Below are 16334 nucleotides of genomic sequence, written 5' to 3'. Positions count from 1 at the left end.
AGCAAAAAAGGAGGTGGCCCGCCGGGGCCAGTCCCGGCTAGTCTCTTCGAAGAACCAGCCACGTTGTATTACCGGAGACACTCCGTCGCTCTGGATTCCCGCCTACGCGGGAATGACAAGCTGATCTATTACCAGAGACACTCCGTAGCCCTGGACTCCCTTTAAGGCGCGTATTAGCTTGTAAGCCGGTACTGTTTTGCAAGAATGACGAGCCCTCCTAAGTCCCATCCGCCCTCTGCGCCGGATGCGTCACCAACCGATACACATAAATCCCCACGATCAGAATCAGCACCCCCTTCGACACCGGATCAAGATACTCCGCAACCCGCTCATACTGCGAATTCAAAACATACCCTGCGGCAGTAAGCACCCCTGTCCACAACAGCGACCCTGCAATCGAAAAGGCGAGAAACGGTGCCATGTGCATGCGATTGATGCCTGCAGGAACCGAAATCAGCGTCCTTATCGCCGGGATCAGCCGGCCGAAGAACACCACGGCACGGCCATGCCGTTCGAAGCGATGCATCGCCGTATCGACATCATCGGGGGAGACGGTCATCCAGCGGCCATGCCGGGAGGCGAGACGCTTGATGCGATCCAGGCCGAAGCGCTTGCCTGCGTAATACCACGGCAGCGCGCCGATGACCGAGCCAAGCGTCCCGGCAAGCACCACGAGCACGACATTCATGTCGCCGCGCGCCGCGGCAAAGCCCGCAAGCGGCATGATCAGCTCGGACGGGATCGGCGGAAAAAGATTTTCCAGCGCCATGAGCAGGAACACGCCGGCATAGCTACCCTGCTGGACGATATTGACGATGAACTCAAACAACGTGCGGTCTCTCCTCTGCTGATGCCGGTCGGGCCGGCAACCTCACGCAACTAGGCGGTCGGGTAAGTGGTCGGGATCGGCAGGTCGTCGTCACCGGGTTCGGATTGCGGATTGTCCTGCGCCTGCCGTTCATCCGCGTCGCCGGCATGCTGATCGCGGCGCTCGGTTTCCTGCGGCGGCAAACCAAGGCCGAAGTCGGCGGCGGCGCTGCCGCCATCGGTATCCGGAGCGCGTTTCGGATTTGGTGCGGTCTGCAAGTCGTTAGGCATGATCATCCTTCAAGGCAATATGAAAAGACATTTTTTCAATGTCTAGGAAAGAGTAATCGGCCCGGGACAAGTTCCCAGACGATGCCACACGGCACGGTATCGCCTTGCAAGCTCCTTTCACCTTCGCAATAAAGTCTTGTAATTAAGATCCCTCAATTCCGTTCCGCAATGCACGCCTGATAATGAAGACCAAAACCACACATGGCATGACGGCATGCCGGCAATCAATTTTTTGGAGGGGAGCAAAAATATGAATATTCTGTCCAAATGCATTGTTCTGCTTTTAGCCAGCGGCGCAGTGTCGGCGCAGGCATGCAATGCGCGTCAGCCGGAAGCCCTGCCGGCATTCTTCGAGACCTTCATCAACGATAAGGACTTCGCGATCAGCCGGACCATCTACCCATCGACGCGCGTCCGTTTCCAGTATGGGATGGAGAACGGCAAGCAGGAAATCATCGAGACGCGGCGGGCCGCCTCCAAGCGGGACGATATGAAATACCCTGCCCTGGGCGACTATATCCGTACCACCGGCATCGAATCGGAGCTGCAACAGAACTCGCCGACCAGCGCTGTCGCAAGGCTGTCGCGGCCGGGCATGTCCACGCTGGTGACGTATCACTTCCTGTTGACCAACGGCTGCTGGTTCCTGCGCGAAATCCAGGACCATGCGCTGTAGCAAAGAGTGTCAGCCGCCGTTGATCCGCGCCCTGTCCGGCGGACTCCATGGCGTTGTGTACAGATAATCATCCGGCAGTCCGAGCCTGCGGCACGACTGTACGGCCGGCCCGGATCGCAGCACGATGCGGTCGACGGTCGATCCGGCGCGTCCGATGATGTTCCGCTGCCACGGACGCAAATTCCATGCGTCGTCCAATCCGAGCCGCTCCCGTACCCACCGCGGCACCAGTTCGACGGCGGCCTTGATGAGCCAGTCCTGCAGCATCGACATCGGTCCCGGCAGCAATGCAACCCGCTGCATGATGCGAAGAAATTCAAAGACGATGGCGGAACGCTCCAGCCTGTCCGCCATCGCTTCGAACAGCAGGTCGAGTTCCTTTTCCGAAGCGGGCGGCGCGAGCGCGCCGTACAGCGACGAGGTGGTTCTCCCTTCACGGTAATAGGCATCGCGCGCATCCTGGGAAAGCGGTCCGACATAGGTGTGATACGCCCGCAGGAAACCGAAGCTGGCGGTGGCGTGGACCCAGTCCAGCAATTCCGGATCGTCGGCGCTGTACGGCTGTCCGGCAGGCGTGCTGCCGCGCACGCGGCCGTGCATGCGCACCACGCCGGCGATCATCGCCTCGGTGCGGCTGCGCGGGCCGTACACCGTCATCATGGCCGCCAGTCCGGTGCGCTTCAGGCGCCGCAGCGGATCATCGCGGAAACTGGTGTGTTCCCACACGCCGGTGCGCACGCGCGGCTCGGCCAGTTCGAGGATGACCGCCGCAACGCCGCCGATGAACAGCGACAACGGATTCTTGAACAGCCGCCACGAGACGGAGTCATGCGCAAGCAGCGCCGCTTCTCCCGGCGGCACCGCGAAGTCGATGCCGGCGCCCGCGCCCGGATCGAGAAAATCGCTGGCGGCGGCCTCCAGCCGGCGCTGCAGCAGTGACGGGAGCAGGATGGCGGAAGATGTCTGCATCGCGCCGGCGAGGATCAAAACGACGAACCGGGCTGGGCAAGGAAGGCCGCCTCCTCCGGCGTGGATGCACGGTCGAGCAGGCGGTTGCGATGCGGGAAGCGCCCGAAGCGGTCGATGATGATCTTGTGGCGTCGCGCGAAGTCGAGAAAGCCGTCGAAGGTCGCCTTCGCGTCCGGAGCCGCCTGAGCGGCGAGCGACTGGAACAGCTCGACCGCCTGTGCCTGGTCGGAAACCGACTCCGAATGCTCAAGCGGAAGATAAAAGAAGACCCGCTCGATCGGCCGCAGCATCGCATCCACGCCCAGGGCGAGGCCTTCCCTGCACCATGCGCGGGCGAGCGCATCGAAAGCGAATGCCTTGCCGCTGTCGCGGTAGATGTTTCTCGGAAACTGATCGGTCAGCAGGATGAGCGCCAGCCGGCCGTCCGGTGTCGCCGCCCATCCGTCCAGCTCGCGCTGCCCGGCCTTGATGACCATGTCTTCGAAGTGATGGCGGATGCGCGCATCCGTTTCCGCATTCTTGGACCACCACAGTGACGACTTGTCCGCCGCCACGGCGGCGTCGCTGGCGTGGTCGCCAAACCAGAAGCGGCGGATGGTGTCGGGTGTTTCCATCAATTCTGCGAGGAAGTGGTTGGGTGTCGTCTGCCGGAATGCCGTCCACTGCGTACCGTTCATTGCGATGCGGTTCGGCGAACAGCTCTGCGAACAGGCGGACGTGCCTGCGTATTCTTGCACAAACACGCCGCCTTGCCCTGACTCGCCATCATCCTGTGCCGCCGGTCGGGGTTCGCTTACGGGTTCCCTTACTTTGCAGGCACCACCACGGTATCGACGATATGAATCACGCCGTTGTCCGCCACGATATCGCTCTGGATGACCGACGCACCTTCGACCTTCACCAGGCCGTTATCCGATTGCAGGCTGATGGTATTGCCTTCAATGGTTTGTGTTTTGCCCGGCTTGATTTCCGTCACCACCATTTTTCCCGGCACGATATGGTCGGACACGAACTTCGTCGCGTTCTCCTTGTTGGACAGGAGCGACTTTTTGACGTCGGGCGACAGGCGGGCGAAGGCCGAATCCGATGGCGCGAATATGGTGAACGGTCCTTTGTTCCTGAATGTGTCATTCAGGCCCGCCAGGTTGATCGCATCGACGAAGGTACGGATTTCGGGCGAGCGTTCCGCGGTTTTCACCAGGTCGTCGGCAAACGCCGAACCTGACGCCGTCAGTACCAGTGCAACGAGCAAATGTTTCGTCTTCATGATCACTCCTTTATGGACGACAACCTCCTGGATGTTTCCCGGAAGCGTCCTGAACGTGCGGTTGTGCCACGGCAGTCGATGTACGAGCTGCCTGTGATGGGGCCCAATCACGTGGGAAAAGTTCAACTGCTTTCTGCACCGACATCTTCATGCCGCCCCCCTCTTTGATCCAGTCGATATGTGCGCTTGACGGCACCGAACGCCGTGCGGGCCTTATGGTCATATCGACATGAAACGAACTCTGAAAGTGGCATTGGGGGTATTGCTCGGCCTGGTCGCCCTGCTGCTTCTGATCATCGCGTTGCTTGGTTCGATGAACTGGAACCAGGCAAAACCATGGATTTCCGAAAAGGTCAGCCAGGCAACCGGGCGCTCGTTCTCCATCGACGGCGATTTGTCTCTGCAATGGGAGAAGCCGGGAGGGCAGCAGCAAGGCTGGCGGCGCTTCATCTCGTGGCCGCATCTGCGCGCGCAGGGCGTGACTGTCGGCAACCCCGAATGGGCCAGCACCGGCCCGGTCATGGCCCGCATCGAGCAGATCGACGTCACCCTCAATCCGCTGGCGCTGCTGCAGAAGCGCATCCACATCCCCGCACTGAAGCTGAGTGCCCCGGAACTGGTGCTGGAGCGCGACAAGGAGGGCCGCAACAACTGGACGTTCGCCAGGCAGGACAAGGAACCGTCCGACTGGAAACTGGAGCTGGACAACCTCATGCTCGACAGTGCCAAGGTCAGGCTTGTGGACGCCACCAAGAATGCCGACGTCACTGCCACGATCGACAGCCAGACCGGCGGCGAGGAAGGCATCAACTGGAAGCTGGCGGGCGAATTCGATGGCGAGAAAGTCAGCGGCGGCGGCAAGGCCGGCGCACTCCTGTCGCTGCGCGAGCGCGGCGTGGAGTTTCCGATCGATGCGGAGCTGGTCGTCGGCGACACCGAGATCACCGCCAAGGGCACCCTCACCGAACCGGCGCATCTGAGCGCACTCGACCTGCAGCTCAACATCAAGGGCGCCAGCATGGCGCTGCTGTATCCATTGACCGGCATCCTGCTGCCGGAGACACCGAAATTTTCCACCTCGGGCCGGGTCGTCGGCACAGTGGGCGCGGACAATACCCGGCTGCGCTACGAAAAATTCGTCGGCAGGGTCGGCTCCAGCGACATCGGCGGCACGCTCGAATACGCGCACCGCGAACCGCGTCCGCTGCTGAGCGGCGATGTGACATCGAAAAACCTGAAGATCGATGAACTCACCGCCCTGTTCGGCCCCAAGAATGAAGAGCGCGAGAAGCGCGGCATCAAGGTCAAGCAGCCGCCCGACAAGGTTCTGCCCGTCACGCCGTTCCAGACCGATCGCTGGAACAAGGTCGATGTCCAGGTGCGTTTTTCGGGGCAGAAAATCATCCGCGCCGAGGCGCTGCCGCTGGACAACGTCTCGGCAAACGTCAATCTCAAAAACGGTGTGCTGACCCTGGCGCCGCTGAAGTTCGGCGTTGCCGGCGGCCAGATCACGTCGCAGCTGCAGATCGACAGCACCGGCAAGCCGGTCAAGGCGCAGATGACGATGACCGCGCGGCGGCTGAAACTCAAGCAGATGTTTCCGAAGGTACAGTCAATGCGGGCCAGCTTCGGTGAAGTCAATGCCGATGCCAAGCTGACCGGCGCCGGCAATTCCTTCGCCGCCCTCCTCGGCTCGTCGAACGGCGAGGTGAAGTCGGTGATTACCGAAGGCAGCATCAGCAAGGTGATCCTGGAAGCAATGGGATTGAATCTCGGCAGCGTGGTGGTGGCGCAATTGTTCGGCGACCGCCAGGTGCAGCTCAATTGCATGGCCGCCGACTTCGTGGTCAATGACGGGTTGATGCAGACGAAGACCTTCGTGGTCGACACCCAGGATGCCACCATTAACATCAATGGCAAGGTCAACTTCGCCAAGGAGGTGCTGGACCTGAACATCAAGCCGGAAAGCAAGGGCGTGCGCATCATTTCGCTGCGTTCGCCCCTGTATGTGAGCGGCACGTTCAAGGACCCGGATGTCGGCGTGGACAAGGGCGCGGTGGCGATGAAGGCCGGCGCGGCGGTGGTGCTCGGCACCGCCGTTGCGCCGCTGGCGGCATTGCTGGCGCTGATCAACCCGGGACCGGGCGAGGAAGCGCCGTGTCCGGCCCTGCTTGCGCAGGCACAGAAGAAACCAGAGGCGCCGCCGCCGGAGAAAGCGACGGCAAGGAATCCGGGCAACGGCAGGTAAATCGTACGGTCCTATGGATTCGCGGGCGCTGGCGTGGGGAGCGATGCATCACCGCCGAGCGCCAGGTACAGGGTCACGTAGCCGGCAAGGCGTTCAAGTCGGTTGCCGGCTACGGCAACTTCGGCGGCCCGGCGCGACTCCTGCGCATCCAGCCAGGACTTGATCGGCATACTGCCGGCGCGATACTGTACTTCCGCAATGCGTTCGGCCTTGCGGGCCGCGGCGAGCGCCTCGGCGAGATACTCCGCTTGCAAGGCCTGCTGCGCCTGCATCGATAGCGCATTCTCCACGTCGCCCAGTGCCCGGTAAAAAGCTTGCCGGAACTGAATGACCGCGCGCTCTTGATCGGCTTCCGACAGCCGCAGATTCAACTGCATTTCCTGCCATTGAATGAAGGGCAGCGCGATGCCGGCGCCCAGGCTTACCGCCGGGCTGCGCAACAAGTTGACCAGCGCGGCGCTGCTGCTTCCAAGGCTGCCTGTCAGGGACAGCGACGGATAATAATTGACCCTGTTTGCATCCGCTGCGGCGAGCAATTCACGCAGGCGCAGCTCGGCCGCCTGCAGATCCGGCCGGCGGGCAAGAAGCTGCGCCGGCAGGCCGGGGTCGATGGCGGGATAGGGCCCGTCGGGCACCTGCGGCAGTTCGGAAAACAGTTTTCCTGGCGGACCGTCGAACAGAAGAGCGAATGCATTCCTGGCTTCGATCTGCTGGTGGGCCAGTTGCGCCGCTTCCGCGCGCTGCGCGGCCAGCGCCTGTTCGGCCTGGATCACATCAAGCAGGGCGACCGCCCCCGCCCGGTACTTGACCTGGGCGATGTCGAGCGCCTTCTGCGCATGGACAATGCTCTGGCCGCTCGACGCGGTGCGCTGGTTCAGGTAGGCAAGCCGCCAGTACAGCGTCATCGTGGTGCCGGTCAGGCTCAGCGCCGCGCTCTTGCGGTCTTCCTCGGTGGCCTGCAACGACCATTGCGCCGCTTCGCGTTGCCGTGCCAGCTTGCCCCATAAATCGACTTCGTAACCGGCGCCGCCGGATATCGAATAGGACCGCGAGGACGGCTCGTCGCCGCTTGCATTGCGCGAGGCATTCTTGCCGAGGGATGCGGTGAGCGACGGCAGCGCATTGCGATCGGTCAGCCCCGCCTGCAACTGCGCGCGGCGCACCGTGATCGCCGCCATCGCCAGGTCGCTATTGCACCGTAACGCTTCTTCCACCAGGCGTTCCAGTGCGGGATCGTTGAAGTTGGTCCACCAGCGGCCGGACTGTTGCGTCATTTCCGTTGCGGCATTCGCGTGCGCCATGCCGTACTGCCATCCTTGCGGCACCGACAGGTCGGGGGTCCGGTAAGGTGTTTGCCTCAGCGGCGCGCATGCCTGCAGAGACAATCCAACAGATAGAACGAGAGCGGCAGGGACGATGCGCATGATGAATTTCCTCAGGAGTCGCGCGCCAGCGCGTCAACCGGATCCAGGCGGGCGGCATTGCGCGCCGGCACAAAGCCGGATGCGATGCCGACCAGGGTGCAAGTGGCGAATGCAGCAACGATGGCGGCAGTGGAAAAAATCATCCGGTAATCACTGTCGTGCCCGGAGAAGAACAGTCCGACGATGAACGACAGCGCGATGCCGAGCACGCCGCCGATCAGGCAGACCAGTACCGCTTCGATGAGAAACTGCTGCAGGATGTCATCCGGCCTCGCGCCTACCGCCATGCGCACGCCGATTTCGCGGGTGCGCTCCTTGACCGAGACCAGCATGATGTTCATGACGACGATGCCGCCCACCAGCAGCGAGATCAGCGCGACGGAGGTGATCAGCAGGTTGAGCGTCGCATCGGCATCTTCGATGGTCCGGCGCACGCTGCCGTTATTCGAGATATGGAAATCGATGGTGCCATGCCGGCCCTGCAGAAATGCCGTCAGGTAGGTCTCGGCGGCCTGGCTGGAAACCGAGTCACTGACTCTCACCACGATGACATCGAGCGACACCTTCGCTTCCATGCGGGCCAGGACGGCGGTATAGGGAATCCATATGCTCAAGCTATCCATGCCGCTGTAGCTGATATCGGACTTCTCCATCACGCCGATGATGCGAAGCGGCATCCTGTCGAGGAAGACGACCTCGCCTACCGCATTCGCATCCGCTGCGAACAGCTTGTTGCGGGTGGCCCGGTCGATCACCGCTTCCTGGGCGGACATCTGGATGTCATCGTCGGAAAACACCCGCCCTTCCGCCAGTTTCATGCCTTTGACCTTGAAGAAATGCTTGCCCACGCCAACGACACGGGCGTTGGAGGTGATATGGCGATACCGCAGGTTTGCGCCCGTGCTGATCACCGGTGTGACACTGGCGGCATACGGCTCGCCGGCGATCGCATCCGCATCCGCCGGCGACAATGGCGCGCCGACGGACGGCATGCCGCCGATCTCCCGGCCCCGATATATCTCCAGCGTATTGGTGCCAAGTTCGCTGATGTTGTCGAGCACGCGCTGCCGGGAACCTTCACCGAGAGCAACGGCGCATACCACCGAGGCGATGCCGATGATGATGCCCAGCATGGTCAACAGGGTCCGCAGCCGATGGGCTTTCATGGAAAGCAACGCCATCCGGCCCGCTTCAAGCAAACGGTCCAGCCGGACGCGCGCCGAAGGCCCGGGCGCCGGCGCCGGCAATGCGCGGCCATCTGCCCCACTGCTCGCCGCAATGTCCCGCGTTGTATCGGCGGTGACGCTGCCATCGCTGATTTCGATGATGCGGCGCGCATGCGCGGCGACCCGCGGATCATGCGTCACCACGATGACGGTATGACCGCTGGCGTTGAGCTCTCCCAACAGGCGCATCACTTCTTCCCCGCGCTGGCTGTCGAGCGCGCCGGTCGGCTCATCGGCAAGGATGACGAGGCCGCCATTGACCAAAGCGCGGGCAATACTGACGCGCTGCTGCTGCCCGCCGGATAGCTGAGACGGCCTGTGCGCGATGCGGTCGCCCAATCCGAGACGCTGAAGAATCGCCGTCACTTGCCGATGGCGCTCGGTGCGCTCAACCCCGGCGTAGATCGACGGAATTTCGACGTTGGCGAATGCGCTCAGGTCAGGCAGCAAATGATAGCGCTGGAAAACAAAGCCGAAATAGTCGCGGCGCAGCCGGGCCGTCTCGTCGGCATCCAGCGCGCAGGTGTCGCAGCCGGCCACCTGATAGCTGCCCGCGGTCGGACGATCGAGGCAGCCGAGAATATTCATCAGCGTCGTCTTGCCGGAGCCCGATGCGCCGATGATGGCGACCATTTCACCTGCATTGATGCTGAGGTTCACGTCCTTGAGCACGCTGACGACACCGTCGCCCGCAGAAAAATCGCGGCGGACACCTTTCAGCGCGAGTAGCGGCGTGGCCATGAATCAGGCACTGCCCGGCGATGGCGCGGCGCCGGATGGAGCGTCGCCATGCAATACCACTTCCTCGCCAGCCTGGATGCCTTCGCGGATTTCAATGCTGGCGCCATCGCGGATGCCGGCACGCACCGCGCGCTCCACCGTCCGTCCGTTCCGGTCGCGCACCAGTACGGCATATCTCCCGTCCGCCGCCTTTTCGCCGAGGGCGGCGATGGGAATCAATACGGCATTCTTCGCCGACGCCACCACGATGGATACCTGTGCGGTCATCGCGATGCGCAGACTGCCGTCGGTATTCGGCACATCAAACAGGGCGTTGTAGTACACGGCAGGATTGCCGGTGCCGCCGCCGCTTGCCGGCGCATCCTGGCTCATCGACTCGGGGACCGGCTCCACGACACGCAGTCGCGATGTAAAACGGCGTCCGGGCTCGCCCATCAGCGAGAAGTACACCGCCTGGCCGGCCTTGACGCGGGCCACGTCGGCTTCGGAGATTTGCGCCTTGACCGTCATGGTATCGAGGCGGGCGATCTTGACGATGGTGGGAACCTGCTGCACGGAGTTGACGGTCTGTCCTTCACGCGTGACGATGGCCACCACCGTGCCGTCCATGGGCGCACGGATGCGCGTATAGGCAAGGTCAGCTCTGGCCTTGTCGGCGACGATCCTGGCTTGTTCTATCTGCGCGTCCAGTCCCTGGATATCCGAGAGCGCCGTGCTGAAGGATGCGAGCGCGCTTTCATAGTCGGCGCGCGGACTGGCGTCTTCGTGCAGCATTTGCGCCTGCCGCTTGAACGCGATCGCCGCCAGCCGCACCGAGACCTTCTTCGCGTCCCGCTGCGCGTAAAGATTTTTCAGCGATGCCGCGGCATTACGTACTTCGTTGTTCTGCACGGTTGCATCGATGGTGGCGATCAGGTCGCCTTTTTTCACTTTCTGGCCCAGGACCACGTTCAGCGAATCGACCTGGCCGGAAGCCTGGGTACCGACATTGACGAGGTTGCCGGCTTCCAGCGTCCCGCTGGCCAGCACAGTGGCTTCAATATCGCCTGCGACTGCCTTCACGGTGCGCCGCTCCGGTTCGGCGGCGGAAGGAAAACGCAGAAATACCACGGCGGCTGTCGCGATCAGTACCAAAACCACCAGGGCGTAGCGCTTCGGTAAGGTGGACATCATCAGGCGCATGGTCAATCCTTGATGAGCAAGCAATTTGGTTTCGACCCGCCATGAAAAATGCGACGACGCCTTGTGGACGTAGAACACAGGCAGGGCAGGTATTCACCACACACTGCGGAGATGGCAGCTTTCGGCTCCGCACAGGCGAAGGGGTGAAATGAACTCTACGCCGACGTGGCCATCCACAAACTCAAAAATGCTCTGCCGCCGCGCATAGGCATCACCATGCGCATCACCATGCAACCCATGGCTGGTCGACATTTTCCAGGCACGGCAATTTTTCTGAAACACATCGATCCCGGATAGGCATGGCAGTTGCAAGGCTGTCCGGCGGCCGGATGCAAAGATGATCTTCATCGCGGAATTCGTAGCCGACGAATGCGAAAGATGCCGCATTCATCACTGCGATGGCTGAGCGCTGTCATGAATGCACGGCGACGCTACACCTCACCGATTCCCACAAAATGATGCAACGAATATCGAACTCATGACACGCCCTAAGCGCGGGGAAATACACCTGGCTGGCATGAACGCACAGCCCGCATGTCGACGCAGATGGAGACGACCGGGATACCGTCTTATATGCAGCACGCCACGTTCGTGTAGCTGCCTCCCGCAAACACGACGATCATTTTTGAATATGTGAACGGAAGCCGCGCCGTACACTTCATCTCAGTGCTCGACCATTCAGCAGACATGGCAACTTCGCGTCGCATTGAAATCTTTTTCTCTTCAATGCCATTCATCCATGACTGTGTCCATGTGCAACGGCACGAAAATTTGATTTCTCGTTTTGCAGCCCATACCCGGCTTCGCCCAATCCAGGTATGTCAAAAATGGGGGCACTCAATAATGAGGGAGAGCATCATGAATATGAAACAAACATACTCGACAAATGTGTCAGACCGTACAGGCATCACCGCTGCCGCACCTGCCATTCATTCCACTGCCAGGGAGAGCATGATGAATACATTGACCCGCAAATTCCGCGCTGCGATGACCGCAGGCTCTGTCATGTCGCTGGCGATGGCCGTTGCGTTTGCCATGACACCCATGAGCGATGCCATGGCTAAAGATAAGAAGAAAAAGGGTAATGCAAACTCTTCAGTAACGGTCAAGGGAACTGGCATGTCCGAGTATCATGCATGGGGCGTGTGGCGAACGAATGCGGATAATAAGTGTGGGGGGTTCAGCAAGTATGACCTCTTGTCCTATAAAACCTATCCAAATGGAAATCGCACATCATGGACAATGGAAGCTCAGATTAGATGTCGTTGAAACAGCGAGAATCCCCGGCAAGCCTGGGGTTTCGTTGTGCGCCGCCCAAAGCGGCTATGCGGGGCCGCTCACGCGGCCCCGCCTTCTTTGGCCACCTGTCCAGTGGCCGGTCAGCACCACAGGTGCATGTGATCCCGGCACAGGTTTCCCGCTCCTGGCGGCGGATGTCCTCCCGGATCACGGCTTCGTCCCAGCCTACCTGCCATCGAAATGAAATCCTCTATCGCCGAGAAGGGCTATGCCGTTTTCGTTACCGCGATGCTTGGGCGCGGCAATGCACTTTACGCCCGCACTGTCTTTCGCACATTCAAGAATGCTCGCCGTGGTTGTGTGCCATGTCTGTATAGGGATGCGGTCGCACCGAGGTTCGGAACCTTCCCCGCATCGAAGCCATGCACTTATATCCGCCACCGTTCATTGATTTGTCATGTGCCCCGGTGGTTTGATTTACTTGATGGAGATGAATGAGGGGTAATTGACGACACGCCCTAGATCCCCTGCAGCGCCTGCTGCAGCTGGATGAGGGTGTAGGGCTTGGTCAGCATCACCGATGCAAGATCGCGCGGGGTCCGGACGGTCTCGCCATGGCCGGACGCAAAAATGATCTTCATCGCTGAATCCGCCGCGGCGGCGGCTTCAGCCAGCTCGACGCCGCTCATGCCGGGCAGGCCGATATCGGTCAGGAGCACGTCGATGCCGCCGTACGACAACCGCTTCAACGCGTCTTCCGCATTCGCCACCGCATAGGGGTGATGACCGAGGATGCCGAGCATTTCGCACAGCAGCATGCGCATGTCGTTGTTGTCCTCCACCACCAGTATTCGCCGTTTCTGCATCGCCGGCAGGGGCGGTTCGCCGGCGGCATCGGCCTCTTCCGCGGCAGGCGGCATGGCCGGGGCGGGCGCCGGCTCGGCCACCGGCGCCTCCACAGTCCGCTTGCCCTGCCGGTGGAACAGCATGCTGCGGATGCGGATCGCCAGTTGCTCCCGCCGGTAGGGTTTGCTGAGAAGCTGAAGGTCGGCGTCGAGCCGGCCATCCTGCGTGATGACGTTGCGGGTATAACCCGAGGTGAACAGCACGGCGATGCCGGGAATCATCTGTTTTGCGCGAGTGGCCAGTTCGGGGCTTTGCACCGGGCCCGGCATCACGACATCGGTGAACAGCAGATCGATGGGTTCGCCGCTTGCCAGCGCATCGAGCGCCTCCCTGCCGTCCTTCGCCTGCAGCACCCGGTAGCCGAGTTCGGCGAGCATGCCGACCACGACGCCGCGCACGGCGGCATCGTCCTCGACGACAAGAATGGTTTCGGAGCCGCCGATGATCGTCTGGCTGGTGACGATCGACACTTCCTCTTCCGCATCGTCCGACGCCGGAAGATAAATCTTCACCATCGTGCCGTGACCGACCTCGCTGAAAATGCGGATATGCCCGCCGCTTTGCTTGACGAAGCCGTAGGCCATGCTGAGGCCGAGGCCGGTGCCCTGCCCTTCCGGCTTGGTGGTGAAAAAGGGTTCGAACGCATGCTCCAGCACTTCCGGCGTCATGCCGGAGCCGGTGTCGGAGATGGCGAGCGTGACATAGCGTCCGGGCGGCACGTCCGCCTCGCCATCGGCGCCGGCGCCGAGTTCTTCGCTGCCCGCCTCGATGGTGAGGCTGCCTTGTCCCTGCATCGCGTCGCGCGAATTCAATGCGAGATTGAGGATGACGTTTTCAAGCTGGTACGGGTCAACCAGGGTGTTGAGCATCACCGGCGCGATGATGGTGTGAACCACGATGGATTCTCCCAGTGCCCGGCGCAGCAGTTCATCCATGCTGCGCGTCATGCGCCCTAAGTTGACCACCCGCGGCTGCAGCGGTTGGCGTCGCGCGAACGCCAGCAGCTGGGACGATAGCTTGGCGCCGCGATCCACTGCCTTCATCGCCCCCTGGATCAGCGTGGCTGCCTGCTCGTTGCCGCCGACGCGCAATTCGAGCAACTGGAGGTTGCCGCCGATGATCTGCAGCGCATTGTTGAAATCATGGGCGACACCGCCGGTGAGCTTGCCGACCGCTTCCAGCTTTTGCGCATGGTGCAGCGCGCTGCGCGCTTCTTCCAGTTGCTGCAGCCGTTCGGCTTCGCGCTGTTCGGCCTGCTTGCGGGCGGTGATGTCGGAATGGGTGCCGATCATGCGCAGGGGCTTGCCGTCGGAATCCCGGCTGACCACCATGCCGCGCGACAGGATCCATTTCCAGCTGCCGTCCTTGCACAGCATCCGGTGTTCGGTGGCGTACGCCGGGATCCTGCCTTCCAGGTAATCGGTAAGGATGGCAGCCACCTGCGGCCTGTCCGCCGGATGGGCCAGCCGTTCCCATTCCGAGTTGTTGCTGGCGATGTCGTCCTGCCCATAACCGAGCATCTTTTTCCATTGCCTTGAATACAACACCTCGCCGGTACGGATATTCCAGTCCCAGACGCCATCGCCCGCGCCTTCGAGCGCATATTTCCAGCGCGATTCGCTGGCCCTGAGTTCGTTCGTCATCGCGGTCGCCAGCGCCAGCGCGCGTCGCCGGCCGGTGGCAAGCGTCCATACCAGGAGGCCGAGCAGCAGGCTGATGCCGGCGCCGGTAAGGGCAATGAAACGCGGCTTTTCGGTATCGATGCGCGCTTCGAATGCGGGGGTCGATTCGATCGCCAGCATCCACGGGCGCCCGGCGATGAGAAGGTGCCGGGTCTGGCTGAACAGCGGATCGGCCGACCGGGTGCGGGACTCGTACAATCTCGACTGCTCGTCCATCGTATTGCCGTCGTAGACCCGCAGCCGCAGGTCGGCCAGCCGCTGGCCGCCCAGGTTTGCCATCAGGTCGTCCATCCGGAACGGGCCGCCGACCCAGCCGATGATGTTCGCGCGGCGCTGCTCGACCGTGTCCGCCGGCATGCCCGAACGGTACAGCGGGACGTACATCACGAATCCGGACTGCGGGCGGGCCGCCTGTTCCTGGATCAGCTTGAGCTTGCCCGACAGGGCGGCGTTGCCGGTATCGCGGGCACGTGCCATCGCGGCCTGTCGGATCGGCTCGGAAAACATGTCGAAGCCCAGTGCGGCAGGGTTCAGTCCGCTCAGCGGCTCGATATGGCTGATCGACGTATAGATGTCGCGCTCACCGCCCGGCCGGATCGCATAGTCGGGGAAGCCGAGCGCGCGAAGGGCAGCCACGTGCCGGTCCTTGTCCGCGGGCGGGACGATCTGCGACAGGGCGATGCCCTGGATGCCCGGATAATGCCGCTCCAGACGCAGCGCTTCGACATAGGCGCGGAAGCGCTCATGGCTGACATCCGTCGATCCTCCAAGGAAACCCTTTGTGCCGCGCAACACCTGCTCGTAGGTGCCCATGCGCTGCTCGATCCGCTCGGCGGTCTCGAGAACGCGGAAATCAAAATCGGCCTGCAGCTCTTTCATCGCCTCCACGTGCGCGCTGCGCCAGAGGCCATAGGTGGTTGCAAACGACAACAGGAAGATCAGCAGTGCCAGCAATTGCGGCAACAGGCCGTCCCGGCCCCTGGCGGGGCGGAAAGAAGAATGGTGGTTATTTGCTGGCGTAGCGGCGGGAGAATTTCGAGGCATTGATCTCCGGCAAGAATTTGCCTTTCCTGATTGACGTAAGCGGGTCGTGCGGGATGCAGTTTAACAGCCCGGCAGCGGTATGCACCGTCGTGGGTCACGCTTACGAATCAGCCTCGAGAGCCGTCTTCGTCGCAGCGGCAGGCTCCGCTTTCGATTCAGGGTCGGGAATCGCCGCCATCACGCAGTTGCGTCCCTTTTCCTTGCCACGGTACAGCGCTTCGTCGGCGGCGTTGAACAGCCTTTCCATTTCGCGTGCATCGCCGGGGAAGCTGGCGATGCCGAAGGTGGCGGTGATCTGGCACGGCAACTGCCTGTCATGGGTGATGTGCAGGCGGCTGATTTCCTCGCGGAGCCGGTCCGCCTTGGCGAAGGCGGCCTCCTTGCCGCAATCGGGAAGGATCAGGACGAATTCCTCGCCGCCGTAACGACATGGCACATCGCTTTCGCGTACGCTGCGCTTGACCTGCTGGGAGCAGGCTTTCAGCACCGCGTCGCCGGCCTCATGACCGTGGGTGTCGTTCACTTTCTTGAAATGATCGAGGTCATACACGATCAGCGACAGCGGTGCGCCGGTGCGGGTGGCGCGCGCCAGTTCCCGCTGCAGCGTTTCCTCCATGTACCGGCGATTGAAC

Annotated in this window: 14 protein-coding genes; 3 read left to right on the top strand and 11 right to left on the bottom strand. The window is 62.0% G+C overall.

Going from position 1 to position 16334, the window contains the following annotated elements; genetic code table 11:
• Positions 1 to 217: 217 nt before the first annotated feature.
• Together V7080_RS13440 and V7080_RS13435 are read right to left on the bottom strand one after the other, a co-directional pair.
• Positions 218 to 829, bottom strand: a complete 612-nt coding sequence (locus V7080_RS13440; protein ID WP_334188898.1) for a DedA family protein — start codon at positions 827 to 829, stop codon at positions 218 to 220.
• Positions 830 to 879: 50 nt separating this feature from the next.
• On the bottom strand, positions 880 to 1098 hold the full coding sequence (locus tag V7080_RS13435) for a hypothetical protein (RefSeq protein ID WP_334188897.1): 219 nt from the start codon (positions 1096 to 1098) through the stop codon (positions 880 to 882).
• Between the two features lie 250 nt (positions 1099 to 1348).
• Between V7080_RS13435 and V7080_RS13430 the strand changes: the two genes are divergently transcribed.
• The gene (locus tag V7080_RS13430) at positions 1349 to 1774 is read left to right on the top strand and encodes a hypothetical protein (protein WP_334188896.1); all 426 of its coding nucleotides are present in this window, start codon (positions 1349 to 1351) and stop codon (positions 1772 to 1774) included.
• Positions 1775 to 1783: 9 nt separating this feature from the next.
• Here V7080_RS13430 and V7080_RS13425 read toward each other — a convergent pair whose 3' ends face one another.
• From V7080_RS13425 to V7080_RS13415, 3 genes are all read right to left on the bottom strand, one after another.
• Positions 1784 to 2743 carry an oxygenase MpaB family protein gene (locus tag V7080_RS13425; RefSeq protein ID WP_334188895.1) on the bottom strand — a complete coding sequence of 320 codons (960 nt, stop codon included), beginning with the start codon at positions 2741 to 2743 and terminating at the stop codon, positions 1784 to 1786.
• Positions 2744 to 2757: 14 nt separating this feature from the next.
• On the bottom strand, positions 2758 to 3486 hold the full coding sequence (locus V7080_RS13420; protein ID WP_334188894.1) for a DUF924 family protein: 729 nt from the start codon (positions 3484 to 3486) through the stop codon (positions 2758 to 2760).
• A 62-nt stretch (positions 3487 to 3548) separates the two neighbouring features.
• Positions 3549 to 4010 carry a fasciclin domain-containing protein gene (locus V7080_RS13415; RefSeq protein ID WP_334188893.1) on the bottom strand — a complete coding sequence of 154 codons (462 nt, stop codon included), beginning with the start codon at positions 4008 to 4010 and terminating at the stop codon, positions 3549 to 3551.
• 229 nt (positions 4011 to 4239) lie between these two features.
• Between V7080_RS13415 and V7080_RS13410 the strand changes: the two genes are divergently transcribed.
• Positions 4240 to 6258: an AsmA family protein gene (locus tag V7080_RS13410; RefSeq protein WP_334188892.1), complete on the top strand. Its 2019-nt coding sequence runs from the start codon at positions 4240 to 4242 to the stop codon at positions 6256 to 6258.
• 11 nt (positions 6259 to 6269) lie between these two features.
• Here V7080_RS13410 and V7080_RS13405 read toward each other — a convergent pair whose 3' ends face one another.
• From V7080_RS13405 to V7080_RS13390, 4 genes are all read right to left on the bottom strand, one after another.
• Positions 6270 to 7682, bottom strand: coding sequence for an efflux transporter outer membrane subunit (locus tag V7080_RS13405; RefSeq protein ID WP_334188891.1), 1413 nt, complete (start codon positions 7680 to 7682; stop codon positions 6270 to 6272).
• An 11-nt stretch (positions 7683 to 7693) separates the two neighbouring features.
• A complete protein-coding gene (locus tag V7080_RS13400; RefSeq protein WP_334188890.1) occupies positions 7694 to 9649 on the bottom strand; it encodes a MacB family efflux pump subunit in 1956 nt (651 codons plus the stop codon).
• Between the two features lie 3 nt (positions 9650 to 9652).
• A complete protein-coding gene (locus tag V7080_RS13395; RefSeq protein WP_334188889.1) occupies positions 9653 to 10831 on the bottom strand; it encodes an efflux RND transporter periplasmic adaptor subunit in 1179 nt (392 codons plus the stop codon).
• Positions 10832 to 10924: 93 nt separating this feature from the next.
• Positions 10925 to 11179, bottom strand: a complete 255-nt coding sequence (locus V7080_RS13390) for a hypothetical protein (protein WP_334188888.1) — start codon at positions 11177 to 11179, stop codon at positions 10925 to 10927.
• 510 nt (positions 11180 to 11689) lie between these two features.
• Here V7080_RS13390 and V7080_RS13385 point away from each other — a divergent pair.
• On the top strand, positions 11690 to 12100 hold the full coding sequence (locus tag V7080_RS13385) for a hypothetical protein (RefSeq protein ID WP_334188887.1): 411 nt from the start codon (positions 11690 to 11692) through the stop codon (positions 12098 to 12100).
• Between the two features lie 488 nt (positions 12101 to 12588).
• Here V7080_RS13385 and V7080_RS13380 read toward each other — a convergent pair whose 3' ends face one another.
• Positions 12589 to 15702, bottom strand: a complete 3114-nt coding sequence (locus tag V7080_RS13380) for a CHASE domain-containing protein (RefSeq protein ID WP_334188886.1) — start codon at positions 15700 to 15702, stop codon at positions 12589 to 12591.
• 100 nt (positions 15703 to 15802) lie between these two features.
• The coding region (locus V7080_RS13375; protein WP_334188885.1) for a GGDEF domain-containing protein at positions 15803 to 16334 on the bottom strand (532 nt) is incomplete at its 5' end.

Source organism: Noviherbaspirillum sp. (assembly GCF_036846085.1).
Taxonomy (GTDB): domain Bacteria; phylum Pseudomonadota; class Gammaproteobacteria; order Burkholderiales; family Burkholderiaceae_D; genus Noviherbaspirillum.
Note: the sequence above shows the minus strand (reverse complement) of the source record. Positions and strands in the feature narration are given on the sequence as shown.

Bases quoted from the DNA above. Each gene is read 5' to 3' on its own strand.
- V7080_RS13435 (WP_334188897.1), bottom strand. From the start codon at position 1,098: ATGCCTAACGACTTGCAGACCGCACCAAATCCGAAACGCGCTCCGGAT.
- V7080_RS13430 (WP_334188896.1), top strand. From the start codon at position 1,349: ATGAATATTCTGTCCAAATGCATTGTTCTGCTTTTAGCCAGCGGCGCA.
- V7080_RS13425 (WP_334188895.1), bottom strand. From the start codon at position 2,743: ATGCAGACATCTTCCGCCATCCTGCTCCCGTCACTGCTGCAGCGCCGG.
- V7080_RS13415 (WP_334188893.1), bottom strand. From the start codon at position 4,010: ATGAAGACGAAACATTTGCTCGTTGCACTGGTACTGACGGCGTCAGGT.
- V7080_RS13410 (WP_334188892.1), top strand. From the start codon at position 4,240: ATGAAACGAACTCTGAAAGTGGCATTGGGGGTATTGCTCGGCCTGGTC.
- V7080_RS13405 (WP_334188891.1), bottom strand. From the start codon at position 7,682: ATGCGCATCGTCCCTGCCGCTCTCGTTCTATCTGTTGGATTGTCTCTG.
- V7080_RS13400 (WP_334188890.1), bottom strand. From the start codon at position 9,649: ATGGCCACGCCGCTACTCGCGCTGAAAGGTGTCCGCCGCGATTTTTCT.
- V7080_RS13395 (WP_334188889.1), bottom strand. From the start codon at position 10,831: ATGCGCCTGATGATGTCCACCTTACCGAAGCGCTACGCCCTGGTGGTT.
- V7080_RS13390 (WP_334188888.1), bottom strand. From the start codon at position 11,179: ATGAAGATCATCTTTGCATCCGGCCGCCGGACAGCCTTGCAACTGCCA.
- V7080_RS13385 (WP_334188887.1), top strand. From the start codon at position 11,690: ATGAATATGAAACAAACATACTCGACAAATGTGTCAGACCGTACAGGC.
- V7080_RS13380 (WP_334188886.1), bottom strand. From the start codon at position 15,702: ATGCCTCGAAATTCTCCCGCCGCTACGCCAGCAAATAACCACCATTCT.